The organism is Micromonospora okii (assembly GCF_020884795.1).
GTDB lineage: Bacteria > Actinomycetota > Actinomycetes > Mycobacteriales > Micromonosporaceae > Micromonospora > Micromonospora okii.
In genome coordinates this window covers 364,664-380,572 of the sequence record NZ_BBZF01000012.1, presented here as the reverse complement: position 1 = coordinate 380,572, position 15,909 = coordinate 364,664, and the positions used below count along the sequence as shown (strand labels likewise).

The 15,909-nt window shown below is 73.3% G+C and carries 14 protein-coding genes and 1 riboswitch; of the genes, 6 read left to right on the top strand and 8 right to left on the bottom strand.

Annotation, left to right across the window (positions count from 1 at the left end):
* Positions 1-9 precede the first annotated feature (9 nt).
* Together LPU43_RS01125 and LPU43_RS01120 are read right to left on the bottom strand one after the other, a co-directional pair.
* Positions 10-642 (bottom strand): acyltransferase, encoded by a 633-nt coding sequence (locus LPU43_RS01125; RefSeq protein WP_229397915.1) that lies wholly within the window; start codon positions 640-642, stop codon positions 10-12.
* Entirely contained in the window at positions 639-1,829 is a 1,191-nt protein-coding gene (locus LPU43_RS01120) for a glycosyltransferase family 4 protein (RefSeq protein WP_229397913.1), read from the bottom strand. The genes LPU43_RS01125 and LPU43_RS01120 overlap by 4 nt, the downstream gene beginning before the upstream one ends.
* Positions 1,830-2,147: 318 nt before the next feature.
* Here LPU43_RS01120 and LPU43_RS01115 point away from each other — a divergent pair, with 318 nt between their 5' ends.
* Complete coding sequence (locus tag LPU43_RS01115; protein WP_229397911.1) at positions 2,148-2,852, top strand: acyl-ACP--UDP-N-acetylglucosamine O-acyltransferase family protein; 705 nt, start codon at positions 2,148-2,150, stop codon at positions 2,850-2,852.
* Positions 2,853-2,984: 132 nt separating this feature from the next.
* On the opposite strand, the gene LPU43_RS01110 is transcribed toward LPU43_RS01115, so the two are convergent.
* Positions 2,985-3,920, bottom strand: a complete 936-nt coding sequence (locus tag LPU43_RS01110) for an NAD-dependent epimerase/dehydratase family protein (RefSeq protein WP_229397909.1) — start codon at positions 3,918-3,920, stop codon at positions 2,985-2,987.
* Positions 3,921-3,949: 29 nt separating this feature from the next.
* Positions 3,950-5,095 carry a DegT/DnrJ/EryC1/StrS family aminotransferase gene (locus LPU43_RS01105; protein ID WP_229397907.1) on the bottom strand — a complete coding sequence of 382 codons (1,146 nt, stop codon included), beginning with the start codon at positions 5,093-5,095 and terminating at the stop codon, positions 3,950-3,952.
* Positions 5,096-5,226: 131 nt separating this feature from the next.
* Between LPU43_RS01105 and lhgD the strand changes: the two genes are divergently transcribed.
* Positions 5,227-6,414, top strand: coding sequence for an L-2-hydroxyglutarate dehydrogenase (gene lhgD, locus LPU43_RS01100; protein WP_229397905.1), 1,188 nt, complete (start codon positions 5,227-5,229; stop codon positions 6,412-6,414).
* 45 nt (positions 6,415-6,459) lie between these two features.
* Here the strand turns inward: lhgD and LPU43_RS01095 are convergent, their stop codons facing one another.
* A complete protein-coding gene (locus LPU43_RS01095; RefSeq protein ID WP_229398586.1) occupies positions 6,460-7,068 on the bottom strand; it encodes a TetR/AcrR family transcriptional regulator in 609 nt (202 codons plus the stop codon).
* Positions 7,069-7,314: 246 nt separating this feature from the next.
* On the opposite strand from LPU43_RS01095, the gene LPU43_RS01090 reads away from it, so the two are divergent.
* From LPU43_RS01090 to LPU43_RS01075, 4 genes are all read left to right on the top strand, one after another.
* On the top strand, positions 7,315-8,211 hold the full coding sequence (locus LPU43_RS01090; RefSeq protein WP_229397903.1) for an ABC transporter permease: 897 nt from the start codon (positions 7,315-7,317) through the stop codon (positions 8,209-8,211).
* Complete coding sequence (locus LPU43_RS01085) at positions 8,204-9,022, top strand: ABC transporter ATP-binding protein (RefSeq protein ID WP_229397901.1); 819 nt, start codon at positions 8,204-8,206, stop codon at positions 9,020-9,022. The genes LPU43_RS01090 and LPU43_RS01085 overlap by 8 nt, the downstream gene beginning before the upstream one ends.
* A 142-nt stretch (positions 9,023-9,164) precedes the next feature.
* Positions 9,165-10,664, top strand: a complete 1,500-nt coding sequence (locus LPU43_RS01080) for a bifunctional cytidylyltransferase/SDR family oxidoreductase (protein WP_229397899.1) — start codon at positions 9,165-9,167, stop codon at positions 10,662-10,664.
* 46 nt (positions 10,665-10,710) lie between these two features.
* Entirely contained in the window at positions 10,711-12,399 is a 1,689-nt protein-coding gene (locus LPU43_RS01075) for a CDP-glycerol glycerophosphotransferase family protein (protein ID WP_229397897.1), read from the top strand.
* A 49-nt stretch (positions 12,400-12,448) separates the two neighbouring features.
* Here LPU43_RS01075 and LPU43_RS01070 read toward each other — a convergent pair whose 3' ends face one another.
* The 3 genes from LPU43_RS01070 to LPU43_RS01060 all read right to left on the bottom strand — a co-directional run bounded on the left by LPU43_RS01070 (position 12,449) and on the right by LPU43_RS01060 (position 15,707).
* Complete coding sequence (locus tag LPU43_RS01070) at positions 12,449-13,276, bottom strand: C39 family peptidase (RefSeq protein ID WP_229397895.1); 828 nt, start codon at positions 13,274-13,276, stop codon at positions 12,449-12,451.
* Positions 13,277-13,510: 234 nt separating this feature from the next.
* Positions 13,511-13,650: riboswitch (cyclic di-AMP (ydaO/yuaA leader) on the bottom strand.
* 657 nt (positions 13,651-14,307) lie between these two features.
* Positions 14,308-15,096: a hypothetical protein gene (locus LPU43_RS01065; RefSeq protein WP_229397893.1), complete on the bottom strand. Its 789-nt coding sequence runs from the start codon at positions 15,094-15,096 to the stop codon at positions 14,308-14,310.
* 164 nt (positions 15,097-15,260) lie between these two features.
* Entirely contained in the window at positions 15,261-15,707 is a 447-nt protein-coding gene (locus tag LPU43_RS01060; RefSeq protein ID WP_229397891.1) for a hypothetical protein, read from the bottom strand.
* Between the last annotated feature and the right edge of the window lie 202 nt (positions 15,708-15,909).

Here is a 15,909-nt window from a genome sequence, read left to right as displayed (position 1 = left end):
CGAGGTTGGTCACTGGCCGTCACTGCGGCGCGGGGGCGACCCCCAGACGGGGTTCTCCCCCCGCGCCTGTGCCTCCGCGCGCAGGGCGGCGTTCTCGGCCCGCACACGTTCGGCCTGGGCCCGGATGTACTCCTGGTCGTAGCGTTGGAACACCCGGGCGGGGTTGCCCGACACCAGACTGTAGGCCGGGACGTCCTTGGTCACCACCGACAGCGGGTTGATCGTGGCGCAGTCACCGATGGTGACTCCCATCATGATCACGCTGTTGCCGCCGATGAAGCAACCCTTGCCGATCTTCACGGGCTTGCGCTCGATGAGGTCGCTGCCGGAATGGTTCTCCAGCATCATGTTCGCCAGCCAACTGGAGTGGGTGAAGACCAGGCAGTTGAGCCCGATGCTGGTGTGGTCACCGATCTCCAGGCCGCCGCTGGCGTCCAGGACGGTGTTCTCCCCGATCCAGCAGTGTTCGCCCATGACCAGGTTCTCCGGGCTGACGATCTTCGTCCGCTCCCGGATGCGGGTGGTCTCGGGCAGGCCGAGGTACCGGGCCCGCTCCACGTCGTTGAGCAGGCCGCCGACGAAGTCGTCGAGGATGCCGTTGCGCAGCCGGTTGCTGCGCTCGTCGGCCGAGAACACGCTCACTTCTTCTCCCCCACCATCCGGTCGAAGGCCGCCAGGTGCTGGCGGGTGACCACGTCCAGCGTGAAGTGGGAGTACACCAGGTCGCGCTGGCGCTTGGCGATCCACTCCCGCTCCTCCGGCTCGTCGAGCAACCGGATCACGGCGTCCGCGAGGTCGGCCGGGTCGTTCGGGCGGACCAGCACGAAGTTCTCCCAGTTGCGCAGGCGCACGGCCGGAAAGTTGGTCTCGGTGACCGTACCGATCGTCGCCCGGCCGGAGGCCATCGCCTCCAGGCTGGCCGTGCCGAAGCCGCCGCCCTGAAGGTCGTGGGCCACCACGTCGGCGGCGGCGAAGTAGGCCGGCACGTCGGCCGACGGGACGACGCCGGTGCTGATGACAGCGTCGGAGACGCCCAGCTCGGCGGCGCGCCTGGCGTACGCGTCGTAGTAGACCCGGCCGATGACCATGACCTTCGTGCCCGGGTGCTTGGCCAGAACGGTCGGCAGCGCCTCCACCAGGGCCAGCCGGTCGCGCAGCGGGATAACGTGCCCCAGCGACACGATCAGCGGCCCGTCGCCGATCCCGTGCCGGGCGCGCACGTCCAGCTCCGGCGCGCCGTCGAAACGGCTGGGCTCCACCGCCACCGGGATGTACTCGAAGTCTGCCGTGGTCGCCCCGTAACGCTGCGCGCAGTAGTGGGCGGCCAACTCGTCCATGATGACGTAGCGGGGACGGAACCGGCGGATCAAAGGCCTTACCAGGAACCGGTCGAGCAGCCGGAACAGGGCCGCATACTTCGGGTCCGGGCTCTCCAGTCGGGTGTGGATGGACAGCAGCACCGGAACCTGGTGCCGGCGCGCGTACCGCCCCGAGATCCAGCTCAGGTCGAAGAACTGGCCGTGCTGGTGGATGACGTCCGGCCGGAACTCGGCCAGCAGTCGGGACACCCGACGCAGGTTTCCGGGTCGGGCGAGGGCGAAGGCCATGTCGAAGTCGATGGAGAGGCCGAGCTTGGGCATCGGCATGGCGGGCAGCCGCACCACCCGGTAGCCGTCACGCTCCTCCTCCGCCGGCGCGTCCCGGTAGGCGGCCGTCAGGACCAGCACCTCGTGACCGGCGGCGGCGTAGCGTTCCGCCAACGCCGCCGAGAGGTGGGAGCTTCCGCCGGGACGCGGGGGGAAGAAGTTGTTGACGACCGCGATCCGCACAGCGGTAACTCCTGTCGAGGTCGGTGTGGGGGCGGGGGCGAAAGGTCCGGATCCACCCGGGATCGTACGGGCTCGCCGGGGATTCACGGAGGCGCCGCCAGCCCACGCTACCGCAGTGAGACGCCCCGCCGACGACTGCGTCCCACACCGCCGATCGCGCGGCGGAATGGCGCAACTACCTCGCGTGACCAGCGCGGATGGAGCACCAAGGCCGTTCGTGGACCGGGGTGGGAAAGCCCATCCGGTAGGCTCTCCGACCGGTGCCGGCCGGGACGACCGGCGACCATGAGCCGAACACCCCGGGCAGAGCGGACAAGCATGACGAACAGCATCCACCCGACCGCCGTGATCGGGGCCGATGTGGAGTTCGGCGACGACAACGTCGTCGGACCGTACAGCGTGATCGTGGGGCCGACCCGGATCGGCAGCGGCAACTGGATCGGGCCGCACGTGGTCGTCGGCACGCCCGCGGAGTACCGCGGCGGCCCCCACCCGAGGGCGTGGGACACCGACGGCGGGCGCGAGGGGGCCGGTGTCGTGATCGGCGACAGGAACACCCTCCGCGAGTTCGTCACCGTGCACCAGGGCGTCCAGGAGACCACCGAGCTGGGCGACGACTGTTACCTGCTGTCCCGCAGTCAGGTCGGGCACGACTGTGTGCTCCGGGACGGGGTGACCCTGGCCGCCGCCGTGCAGTTGGGCGGGCACACCCGGGTGTGGTCCTGGGCCAACCTCGGCCTCGGCACGGTGGTGCACCAGCGCGGTCACATCGGTCCCGGCGCGATGGTCGGCATGGGCTCGGCGGTGCGCCGCACGATCGAGCCGTTCACCATCGCGGTCGGCAACCCGGCCCGGGTGACCGGCGTGAACCGGGTCGGGCTTTCCCGCCGCGGCTGCTCCGAGGAAGTGGTCGACGCGTTCGAGCAGCACCTCAAGGGACGTGCCGAGCTGCCTGTGGGTCTGCCCGACAGGGTCGCCGCCGAACTGGACGCGTGGAGCAGGAGCATCGCCCCGGCCACCTGACCCTGGCCACCGCGAGGACGGGCCCGGGTCGTCCCGTCGAGCCCGTTCGGGTCTCGACCGGCAGCCCGGCGTCTCATGCGGGTGCCGGCGCCGACCGGAGTCGGCACCGGCACGGGACGTCGCGGGAAGAGGTCAGCTGGCCGGCGTCGAGTTGCGGACCAGCTCGTGCATGCCCTCCTCGACGCTGATCCGGGGCTCCCAGCCGAGCACCTCGCGGGCCCGGGTGATGTCGGCGGCCCGCCGGCTGACCAGCACGTCGCGCGGGTTGAAGATGGGCTCCACGTCGGTGCCCACCGCCTGGATCAGGATCTTGGTGAGCTGGGCGATGGAGGTGTCCACGCCGGTGCCGATGTTGACCGGCATGTTGTCCCGCTCCGACTCCAGGGCGGCGACCACGCCCCGGGCCAGGTCGGTGACGTGGATGAAGTCCATCGACTGCTCGCCCTTGCCGTCGATGATCGGGGCCTGCCCGGCGCGCAGCCGCTGGATGAAGGTGTTGATGACGCTGGTGTAGTACGCCTCGATCTTCTGGCCCGGGCCGTACACGTTGAAGAAGCGCAGCGCCACCCAGGACAGGCCCTTGCTGCGCTGGTAGAAGCCGAGCAGGTCCTCACCGGCGCGCTTCGAGATGCAGTACGGGGTGAGCGGGTCCAGCGCGTCGTCCTCGTGCATCGGCAGCTTCTTCGGGTCGCCGTACACCGACGCGGAGGAGGCGAACACCAGCCGCTGGACGCCGTGGTCGGCGGCGGCGGCGAAGACGTTGTTGTTGCCGACCATGTTGATGTCGATCGACTCGTACGGGTCGGCCTGGCTCTTGTTGATCGAGACGGTCGCGAAGTGGATGACGTGGCTGCACCCCCGCATCGCGTGGTGCACCGCGCCGCCGTAGCGCACGTCCTGCTCGACCAGTTCGACCTTGCCGGTCTCGACCAGCTCGTTCACCCGGGCCCGGTCGCCGCGGGCCATGTTGTCGAGGATGCGGACCTCGTAGCCCTTCTCCAGCAGCAGCGGGATGACGTGCAGGCCGATGAAGCCCGCGCCGCCGGTGATGAGGACCTTCTTGGCCATGCGGATCGGTTTCCCTTCTTCAGGCCGGCTCAGCGGCCGGCGGCGACCGCGGTGACGACCTCGCGCACGGTCGCGGCGACCCGGTCGACCTGCTCCTCGGTCAGGTTGGCGTGCATGGGGATCGCGAGGTGGCGGGCGAAGACGTCGGCCGACACCGGGCAGGGGTGGGCCGGCTCGCCGTAGAGCGGCTGCACGTGCGAGGCGTACGTGCCGAAGTTGCACTGCACGCCGCGCTGGCGCAGCCGGGTCGCCACCGCGCCCCGGTCCACGGAGGGGGCGAGGGTGAGGATGTACGCCTGCCACGGGTGTTCCCGGTCGGGCAGCTCGGCCGGCACGGTGACCAGGTCGAGGCCCTTGAGCAGCTCGCCGTAGCGGGCGGCGATGCGCCGCTTGGTGGCCAGCAGGTCGGGCAGCCGGTCGAGCTGGGCGAGCATGATCGCGGCGGCGACGTCGGAGAGCCGGTAGTTGTAGCCCAGCTCGTCGAAGGTGGGGATCGGCAGGTCGGTGGAGGCGGCCCGGGTCAGCGCCCCCTCGATGCCGTACGTGTGCAGCTTGCGCGCGTGGGCGACCAGGTCCTCCCGGTCGGAGGTGAGCGCCCCGCCCTCGCCTGCGGTGATGCCCTTGCGCCCGTGGAAGCTGAACGCGGCCACGTCGGCCAGGCTGCCCGCCGGTCGGCCCCGGTAGGTCGCGCCCGCCGCGCACGCGGCGTCCTCGACCAGGAAGAGCTTGTGCCGGTCGGCGATGGCGCGCAGCTCGTCGTAGTCGGCGGGCTGCCCGGCGACGTCCACGGCGACGATGCCGACGGTGCGGGGGGTGATCGCGGCCTCGACGGCGGCCGGGTCGACCGTCCAGATGTCGGGGCGGACGTCGGCGAAGACCGGCCGCGCGCCGGTCCACATCACCGCGTGGCCGGTCGCCGGGAAGGTGTAGTCACCGACGATGACCTCGTCGCCCGCGCCGGCGCCCAGGGTGAGCAGGGCCAGGTGCAGGGCCGAGCCGCAGTTGTTCGTCGCCAGCGCTGCGGCGGTGCCGGTGGCGGCGGCGAACCGCTCCTCGAACCGGCGGCAGGTCGGGCCGGCGCCGGCCAGCCAGCCGGAGGCGAACACCTCGGCGATCGCCGCGAGCTCCGCCTCACCGACGGTGGGCTGGCCGAGCGCGATGACGTCGTCTGACATGTGGCTCCCTCGAAGACGGACCCGGTGAGTGTAGGCCACCCCCGACCGGCGGAGACGAATCGGGCATGCCGGGTCGTGGTTACCATCGGTCGTCGTTCGCGGGGCCGGACGCAGGCGGGCAGGGGGATCAGATGACGAGGTTCGTGGTCGTGGGTGGCGGCATCGTCGGCCTGGCGGTGGCGCACCGGCTAATGACCGACCGCCCCGGTGACTCCGTCACCGTGCTGGAGAAGGAGGCGGGCTGGGCGGCGCACCAGACCGGCCACAACTCGGGCGTCATCCACGCCGGCGTCTACTACAAGCCGGGCAGCCTCAAGGCGACGATGTGCCGGGCCGGCAGCGCGTCCATGGTGGAGTTCTGCGCCGAGCACGGCCTGGCGTACGAGGTCTGCGGGAAGCTGATCGTCGCCACCGACCCGGCGGAGGTGCCCCGCCTGCGCGCCCTGCACGAGCGGGCGGTGGCCAACGGCCTGCCGGTGCGGCTGATCGATGCCGCCGAGGCCGCCGGGTACGAGCCGCACGTGGCGGCCGTCGCCGCGCTGCACGTCGCCTCGACGGGGATCGTCGACTTCGGGGCGGTCTGCCGCAGGCTGGCCGAGCTGCTCGCCGCCGCCGGGGCCGACCTGCGCACCCGCACGGAGGTGACCGGGGTCACCGACCGGCCCGAGGGCGTGGTGGTGGGCACCACCGGCGGCGAGGTGGTCGCGGACGTGCTGATCAACTGCGCGGGCCTGCACGCCGACCGGATCTCCCGGCTGGCGGGGGTGCCCACCCCGGTGCGGATCGTGCCGTTCCGGGGCGAGTACTACGAGCTGACCCCGCAGCGCCGCGACCTGGTGCGGGGGCTGATCTACCCGGTGCCGGACCCGCAGTTCCCGTTCCTCGGGGTGCACCTGACGAAGATGATCGACGGCAGTGTGCACGCCGGGCCGAACGCCGTGCTGGCCACCGCGCGGGAGGGGTACTCGTGGGGACGGGTCAGCCCCCGGGACGTCTGGGACGAGCTCTCCTACCGGGGGCTGTGGGCGCTGGGCCGCCGGCACTACCGGTACGGCCTGACGGAGGTGGCCCGGTCGCTGTCGAAGCGGAGGTTCGCCGCGAGCCTGGCCCGGCTGGTGCCGGAGCTGACCCCGGCCGACATCGTGCGGGCCGGCGCGGGGGTGCGCGCCCAGGCGATCCTGCCCGACGGCGGCCTCGTCGACGACTTCCTGATCGTCGAGGCACGGCGGCAGGTGCACGTGCTCAACGCGCCCTCCCCCGCCGCCACCAGCTCGCTGGAGATCGCCCGGCACATCGTCTCCCGGCTGCCGGTGGACTGACCGCCGCCGGGCGGCCACCCCGGGCCGCCGGGTGGCACCCCGGGCTCAGGCCGGGGCGGCGGGCGCGACCGCGTCCCGCTGCCGGGGCACGGCCGGGGCGGCGCCGAGCCCGGCCGCCACGGACTCGACCAGCGCGTCGAGGTACGCCCCGGTGGGCACGGCGCGGGTGATCGCGAGCCGCCAGTAGAGCGGCCCGACGATGAGGTCCACGGCGGCCTCGGGGTCGGTGTCGGCGGGCAGCTCGCCGCGCTGGACGGCCCGCGCCACGAGCGACCCGCCGATCTCCTGCTGCTTGGCCCGCAGCACCGCCTGGAGGGTCTCGTCGATCTCGGGGTTGCGGGCGGCCTCGGCCAGCAGGTCGGGGACTATCTGCGAGGCCAGCGGGTGGCTCAGCGCGTGGGCGACCACCTGGAAGATGAGACTGAGGTCACCACGTAGGCTGCCGGTGTCCAGCGACGGCAGCTTGCTTCCCGCCGCGGCGACGACGATCTCGACGACCAGTTCCAGCTTCGAGTTCCACCGCCGGTAGATCGCGGTCTTGCTGACCCCGGCCCGCCGGGCGACGGCCTCGATGGAGAGCCGGCCGTAGCCGACGGCGGCGAGTTCCTGCATCAGGGCGCGCCGGATGGCGGTGGTGATCTCGCCGCGGAGCACGGCCGCGCCGGCCGGCGCGCGCCTCTTGGCCGTGGTCACGGCAGACTCCTGTCGGGTGTCACGGAAGGCTCTTCTCGGCGGTCACGTGGGACAATGTAGCGCAACGACGCTACGGTTGCGTCCCGACGTGTTTATGGACTACCTTCCACGCAGCGACGAGGCGGCGGCGCTCCCCCGCACCGGCCACGCTCGAAATCCGTCGTCGCCCGCATCCCGTTGGTACGACAAGATCGGAGCGCCCATCCCATGGCCAACACCGCGCTGGCCGACCCCGACGCCGGCCTGACCCAGGCGCAGCTGGCCGCCCGGTACGGGCTGCGGGTCGCCGGCGAGCGGCCGTCCCTGGCGGAGTACACCCGCCGCCTGTGGGCGTACCGGCACTTCATCGCGGCGTACTCCAACGCCAAGCTGGTCGCCTCGTTCAGCAGCGCCCGGCTCGGGCAGCTCTGGCAGGTGCTGACCCCGCTGACCAACGCGGCGGTCTACTACCTGATCTTCGGCCTGGTACTGAAGCAGAACAGCATCCCGAACTTCATCGCGTACCTCACCGCCGGGCTGTTCATCTTCAACTTCACCCAGACCGCGGCGCAGCAGGGCACCCAGTCGATCACCAGCAACCTGGGGCTGATCCGGGCGCTGCACTTCCCCCGGGCCTGCCTGCCGCTGGCCGTCATGCTCACCCAGTTCCAGCAGCTACTGGCCTCGCTGGTGGTGCTGCTCGGCATCGTGCTGGTCACCGGCGAGCCGATCACCGTCGAGTGGCTGCTGCTGGTGCCGATCGTGCTGCTCCAGGCGGTCTTCAACGCCGGGCTCACGATGGCCCTGGCCCGGGCGGGCTCGAAGATCGCCGACCTCAAGCAGGTCATGCCCTTCCTGCTGCGCACCTGGATGTACGGCTCCGGCGTGCTCTACAACGTGGCGCTGTTCGAGGAGAACCTGCCCGCCTGGGCGACCCGGATCGTCGAGGCGAACCCGATGCTCGTCTACATCGAGCTGGCCCGGCACGCGCTGCTGGAGGGCGCGCCGCTGCTCAGCTCCTCGCTGTGGCAGGCGTGGTCCTACGCGGTGGGGTGGGCGGTCGTGATGGGCGTGGGTGGTTTCATCTACTTCTGGCGGGGCGAACAGGAGTACGGCCGTGGCTGAGCACATCGAGGCGTCCAACGACGTCACCGTGACGCTGCCGAGGATCACCGAGCGCATCCCGACCGTGGTGGTCGACGACGCGCACGTGATCTACCGGGTGCACAAGGGCGGCACCGGCGGCAGCAGCCCGGTCGCCGCGCTGAAGCGGATCGTGTCGCGCTCCTCCGCGCCGAACATCCGCGAGGTGCACGCGGTCAAGGGGGTCAGCTTCACCGCGTACCGGGGCGAGGCGATCGGGCTCATCGGCAGCAACGGCTCCGGCAAGTCCACCCTGCTGCGGGCCATCGCCGGCCTGCTGCCGGTCAACCGGGGCGCCGTCTACACGCAGGGCCAGCCGTCCCTGCTCGGCGTCAACGCCGCCCTGCTCAACGACCTCTCCGGCGAGCGCAACGTCACGCTGGGCTGCCTCGCCATGGGCATGCGCCCCGACGACGTGCAGCGGATGGCCCCGGAGATCATCGAGTTCTCCGGGATCAACCAGCGCGGCGACTTCGCCTCGCTGCCCATGAAGACGTACTCCTCCGGCATGGCGGCCCGGCTGCGGTTCTCCATCGCGGCGGCGAAGAAGCACGACGTGCTGCTGATCGACGAGGCCCTCGCCACCGGCGACAAGGGCTTCCGCAAGCGCAGCGAGAAGCGGGTCCGCGAGCTGCGGGAGAGCGCCGGCACGGTGTTCCTGGTCAGCCACCAGCTCTCCTCCGTCCGGGACACCTGCGAGCGGACGATCTGGCTGGAGTCGGGCGTGCTGCGGATGGACGGCCCCACCGACGAGGTGCTGCGCGCGTACGAGGACTTCTCCAACGGCAAATAGGTTTCCGGCACCCGCACGCCGTCGTGCGGGTGCCGCCCACCGCGTCGTCCCTGGGGGCGATGCGGTGGGCGCGTTATGGTTCACCCGGCCGCCGTGCGGTCACAGCCCGACGTTGTGCTTCCCCGAGAGTGAGGATTCGGCAATGACGCAGGACCACACCACTGGCCCGGACGCCGCACCGGAGAACCCGGCGCCCTGGCGGCCCTCGCGGACGGTGGCGGTGGTGCTGGCCGGCGGCACCGGAACCCGGCTCGGCCTGGGCATCCCGAAGCAGCTCCTGAAGATCGCCGGCAAGCCGATCATCGAGCACACCCTGGCGGTCTTCGAGGCGGCCCCCGAGATCGACGAGATCATCGTGCTGATGGCCACCGGGCACGTCGACGAGGCCCAGCAGATCGTCGACAAGGCCGGCTTCCGCAAGGTCAGCAAGGTCATCGCCGGGGGCGACACCCGCAACGCCACCACCCGCATCGCCCTCGACGCCGTCGGCGAGGGCGACGTCAACATCCTCTTCCACGACGCGGTGCGCCCGCTGCTCAGCGGCCGGATCGTCCGGGAGTGCGTCAACGCGCTCTGGACGTACGCCGCCGTCGACGTGGCGATCCCCTCGGCCGACACGATCATCCAGGTCGACGCCGACGACTGCATCACCGACATCCCCGTCCGCTCCACGCTGCGCCGGGGGCAGACCCCGCAGGCGTTCCGCTCGGGCACGATCCGCGAGGCGTACCGGATCGCCGAGAGCGACCCGGACTTCGCCGCCACCGACGACTGCGGCGTGGTGCTGCGCTACCTGCCCGGCACCCCGATCAAGGTGATCGACGGCTCGGACGAGAACATCAAGGTCACCCACCCGGTCGACGTGCACCTGGCGGACAAGCTCTTCCAGCTCGCCGCCGCGCAGGCCCCCCGGCCCACCGATCGCGCCTACACCGAGGAGCTGACCGGGCGGACCATCGTCGTCTTCGGCGGCAGCTACGGCATCGGCCACGAGCTGACCGAGCTGGCCCGCCGCTACGGCGCCCAGGTCTTCCCGTTCAGCCGCTCCACCACCGGCACCCACGTCGAGCGGGCCGCCGACGTGGAGGCGGCGCTGAAGACCGCCTTCGAGGCCACCGGCCGCATCGACCACGTGGTCGTCACCGCCGGCATCCTGGAGAAGGGCGAGCTGGCGGAGATGGACCAGGAGACGATGGACCGCGTCCTGCACGTCAACTTCGTCGGCCCGGTCACCATCGCCCGGCAGTCCCTGCCGTACCTGCGGCAGACCAAGGGCCAGCTCCTGCTCTACACCTCCAGCTCCTACACCCGGGGGCGGGCCCGCTACGCGCTCTACTCGGCCACCAAGGCCGCCCTGGTCAACCTGACCCAGGCGCTGTCCGACGAGTGGGCCGAGCTGGGCGTGCGGGTCAACTGCATCAACCCGGAGCGCACCGCCACCCCGATGCGCACCAAGGCGTTCGGCGAGGAGCCGGAGCACACCCTGCTCGCCGCCGAGACCGTCGCCCAGTCGTCGCTGGACGTGCTGATCTCCGAGCTGACCGGGCAGGTCATCGACGTACGCCGGGCGCCGGGCGAGCAGCCCGCCGCGACCGTGCCCGGTCAGGGCGCCAAGCCCGGCGCTCCCGTGACGGCCGGCTGACCCCCGGCCGACGAGCCGCCGACGGGGCGAGAGAAGCGGAAGCGACATGCGTGGTGACCTGGTCAGGAAGCTGGCCGCCCGGGTGGCGGCCACCGGCCTGGCGGTGCTGGCGTTCCTCGTCCTCGCGCTGACCGGCGCGACCGGCTGGGGCTTGGCCCTCGCGGTGGCGGCCCTGGCCGCCGCCGCCTGGGAGCGCCGGGTCCGGCCGGCGGCCGACAGCACCGCCGAGTCGGTGCTGCTCGCGGCCGGCGTCCTGGTCGGGTACGCCCGCCGCCTCGACGACGGCTTCGACCCGGCGCTGGCCGCCACGGCCCTGGTCCTGCTCGGGCTGGTGCTGCTCGTGGGTCCGCTGCGGCAGGCCGGCGACCTGGAGATCCGGGCCGCCAACCTGCCGGTGCGGTCGTGGACCCCGCTGGTGGCGTCCCGGCTCGGCGACGCCCTGCTGGTGCTGCTGGCCGCCGTCGCGCTGGCCGCCGCGCTGGTGCTGCCGGCGTTCGTCGCCCTGCTGCTGGCGCTGGTCGTCGGCGCGGGCGTCGGCGCGGTGGCGCTGGACCTGGCCCGCCGCCGCTTCCGGCCGGGCTCCGCCGGCGGGGCGGTGACCCGGGCGCTGCGGGCGCACCAGCCGGAGTTCCTGCTGCACTTCTCCGCCCCGCCCGGGTCGGAGTACCAGGTCACCATGTGGCTGCCGTACCTGGAGCGGATCGGCCGGCCGTTCCTGGTGATGGTGCGGGAGCCGGAGTTCCTCGCCCCGATCGCGGCGGCCACGAGCGCGCCGGTGGTCTACTGCCCGACGCTGAAGGCGATGGACGAGGCGCTGGTGCCGAGCCTGAAGGTGGCCTTCTACGTCAACCACGGCGCGAAGAACAGCCACTGCATCCGGTTCAACCAGCTCACCCACATCCAGATCCACCACGGCGACAGCGACAAGGCGCCCAGCGCCAACCCGGTCACGGCGATCTTCGACAGGAACTTCGTGGCGGGCCAGGCCGCGATCGACCGGTACGCCCGCGCCGGGGTGGACATCCCGGCGGAGAAGTTCGTCGTGGTCGGCCGCCCGCAGGTCGAGTCGATCGAGGTACGCCGCGCGCAGGTAACCGGCCTGACGAACCCGACGGTGCTCTACACCCCGACGTGGACGGGGCACCACGCCGACGCGAACTACTGCTCGCTGCCGGTCGGCGAGACGATCGTGCGGGGGCTGCTCGCCCGGGGGGCGACGGTGATCCTGCGCGCCCACCCGTACACCTCGCAGAACCCGGCGTCGGCGCGGCAGCTCGCCCGCCTGGTGGAGCTGCTCGCCGCGGACCGGACCCGCACCGGCCGCCAGCACGTCTGGGGGGCGGCGGCGAGCCGGGAGCTGTCGCTGGTCGACTGCGTGAACCGCTCCGACGCGCTGATCTCGGACGTCTCCGGGGTCATCTCCGACTACCTCTACTCCGGCAAGCCGTACGCGGTCACCGACATGGGCGGCGACGGCGACCGGTTCGTGGAGCGGTTCCCGCTGGCCGGCTCCGGCTACGTGCTGCGCCGCGACGCGGGCAACCTCGACGCGGTGCTGGACGACCTGCTCGACACCGACCCCCGGGCGGCGGCCCGCTGGTCCACCCGCACCCGCTACCTGGGCGACTTCCCCGTCGAGTCGTACGCCGAGGCGTTCCTCGCGGCGGCCCGCCGCGAGCTGGACCCGGCCTGGGCCCCGCCGGCCCCGCGCCCGGCTCCCGCCGCACCTCGCTGACCGTTGCCGATCGCGCGGTCCGACGGGGCCGGGCCGGGGTGGCCCGGGGTCAGGCCGAGTAGCCGCGGGTGGCGGCCCAGTGGGCCAGGGCGGTGGTGGTGATCCAGTACGCGGGGACGGACGGGTCGGCCGAGTCGGCGATCCGGACGGTGCGCCCGCCGTCGCGGTAGCCGACGACGGCGACGTAGTGCCCGCCGGGGAAGGAGTGCCAGCCGCCGTCGACGTCGGTGGCCGAACCGGCGATGTTGACCACGACGGCGCGCCCGGCGCTGAGGGCCGCCACCACGTCGGTCCGGAGCCGCTCGGCCTGGGCGGTGGTGGCGGCGCCGCCCGGGATCGTCCGGGTCCGGTACGGGTCGCCCTTGACCATCTCGTTGAGCACCCGCGTGGTGTCCTCGGCCGAGTTGGTCCCCATCTCGGTGGTGCCGAGGTCGTCGGCCAGGTCGTCCTGGGTGGCCTTGACGCCGGTGGCGGAGAGCGCGTTGCGCACGGCGGCGGGGCCGCAGTAGTAGTACGTGCTCTGGGCCGCGTAGTCGTACTTGAGCACCTTGGACGACGGGGTCCTCGCAGCGACCGGCTTCGCCGTGGCCCGCTCCGGGGCGGCCCTGGTGGTCAGGTCGGGGTCCGGGGCGGCCGAGGTGGCGGTCGGCGACGGCGGGGCGGCCGCCCGCGTGGGGCCCCCCGCGCCGGCGGGGCGGGGCGCGACGTCGGTCACGGCGGCGTTGTTGGTCTGCCGGGGGGCGGGGGCGTCGTCGGTGGTGACGAGCAGCGCGCCGGTGCCGGAGGCCAGCAGGAACGCGGCGGCCGAGCCGGCGGCGATCTGGTACGGGCGCTGCGTGGCGAGCCGCCGCAGTCGCCGCTTGACGGGGTGGTTCACGTGTTCCTCCACGGTACGGGGCGGGAAGCTGGCACCCGGGGGCGTGCGTCGTCGCACGGGCGCGGACGCCGAGGTCCACGGCCGGTGGGCACCGCTGCGGGAAGACGCCCGGTCAGCCGGGCGTACGGGCGGGGTGCGACGGTCAGTGCGTCGCCTCGACGGCGACGGACGCGGGCACCACGGCACCGTGGTGGAGGAACGACCGAGGGGTGGGGTCGTGCTGCACGAGGATGGAACTCCTTCCGACACCGCCTACCGGGTTAGCTGACGGGTTCGGGCGGGAAGTCGCCCTACCTCGGGCCGTGGCCCGCGGATTCACCCCGGACGTGCTGGGTCCCCGGTTCGTGTTGGTCACGATTGAGCGGGTCGACGCGGCGTCGCCGGATGCGAACGGGTACCGCGCCGGACGCGCCGACACTACTGGCCGCTCCGGGCCGCGCCAACCCTGCCCCACCTGCGCAAACGTCCTCCGTGCGACTTTCTTTCGGCACATTGGGGAACTGACGCTACTCAATGGGATGAGGGGCCTGTCCGGCTCGTCGGGTGAAGAACCGGACAGGCGGTGGCGATCGTCGGGGAATTACCCGCGCCTATCGCCCGCAACGGTGCCCGGTGCCCGTTTCCCGGGCCATGTGACCGGGCTCACCGAATCGGCGCGGGGCCGATCCCAGCCGGCGTGGCCGACCTGCCCCCTCGGTCGCCCGACCACCATCGTTTCGGATCCTTTGGAGCTGAGTCGTTCGTGACGTCGGGGCACAGTCGTCCGCGCCGTCGTGGAAGGCGATCCGTCCACGACATCAGCTCCAAAGGAGCCGAGCGAAACCCACCCGGCCCACTCCGGCCGCCCCGTCACCTCGATCGCGCCGCAAGTGGGCTTCGGCCGCTCCGTCACCTCGATCGCCGCGAGCAAGCTCCGCCGCTCCGCCGCTCCGGCCGTCACGCACGGGGCCCCGGCCGGCGGTACCACGCTGCTGGGCGGGCCCGGGGGCGGTGAGGGGGCGCGGGGCGGCGCGCCGGGGGACGGGACAGGCTCAGCCGATCCGGGCCGGACGCCAGCGGGCGGCCGAGACGGGGCGATCGGCCGCCGTCGCCGGGCGGGCGGCGGGGACCCGGGCCGGGCGGGCCCGCTCGGCCGCCGCGTACGCCTCGGCGGCCAGCGCCCGGGCGGCCCCGGCGGCCGACTCGGCGTCGCGCCAGGCGGCGCGCTCCCGCTCGGCGGCCACCCGGTACCGGGCCAGCCTCCCGTCGCGCGCCACGCGCGCCAGGACGACCTCCTGCTCGACCGGGTGCAGCCGGGGGTTCCAGCCGCCCCGGTGGGCGAGGACGTCGCAGAGCTGCCGGATGGAGAGCTCACCCCGCAGGTGGGCGGCCGTGGCCGCGTGGTGCAGCCAGCGTTCCCGGGCCGCGTACTCGGCGGGGGTGCGCGGGGTCTGCGGCGTCGGCAGGGCCCCCGCGTCGCGGAAGCGCCGGGCGACGGCGTCGGCCTCGTCGTACGCCCGCCAGGCCCGCTCGACCGCGTCCTGAGCGGCGATCCAGGCGGCGCGCCGGCGGTGGGCGTTCTGGGCGGCGCCGGCGGCGGCCACGGCCACCTCCTCGGCGTACCGGCGCAGGTCGGCGGCCTCCTCGGCGTACCGGCGTTGGTCGGCAACCTCCTCGGCGGCCCCGCCGGGGGCGGGCGCGGCGGCCTCCTCGGCGGGCAGTTCCCGGGTCGGGCGGGCGGCCAGCACGGTGAGCACGGTGAGCGCCACCACGAGCAGCAGGGACCAGATGGCGGTGGCCAGCGGCACCCCGGAGAGGAACTGGTGGAGAACGACGTCCATGGTCGGCACCTCGCGGGAAGAGGTCGCGGGAACAGGTCTTCCGCAGGCCGCGGCCGGGGGACGCGCGGGGCGGCGCGGCCCGGCCGGGCGGTGCGGCGACGAGCTTCGGGGAAAGGACGAGCTTCGGGGAGTGCGAGCGGGGGCGGGCGCGGCCCGCCGTGGGCTCAGGCGCGCGGGGGCGCTCGCGGGCCGGACGCCGCCGGGGCCGACCCGGCCGGGGCCTGCTGCGACCCGGCCGCGACGGCGACCGACGGCCCGGCCGGCGCGGGCCACGCGGCGTCGGCAGGGCCGAGGGCGTCGACGCCGGCCGTCGGGACGGTGCTGTCGGTGGCGACGGAGCCGGCCGTCCGGGCGCTGACGGCCTTGGGGGCGCTGACGGTCGTGGGGGCGGAGCCGGCGGGCGTGGCGGCGGGCGAAAGGCCGGCAGTCGGGAATCCGGGCGGGGACCAGGCCGGGGCCACCGGGCCGGCGACGTCGGCGGGGACGGCCGCGTCGAACGGCAGCGACGTGGCGCCGAGGGAGAAGGCCAGCACGACGGCCAGGCTGGTCAGCATCCGCGCCGTCCAGCGCGCGACCCACCACGGGGGGCAGGTCAACGCGATGTGAAGCACGCGCCCACGCTACCGTCACACCGGCCGTACGGGGCGTCGTCAGTCGGCGTGTCGTACGGTTCCGTTCCCCCGTTCGCCCCCGCCGGCGCGGGCCGGCGGCCGGGGCTTGCGGGGCGGCCCGAGCCGCCGGGTCAGCGGCATCTCCACGAAGCGGTGCAGCAGCGCGGCCAGCCCGAGGTTCAACAGCAGGAAACCGAGCGCG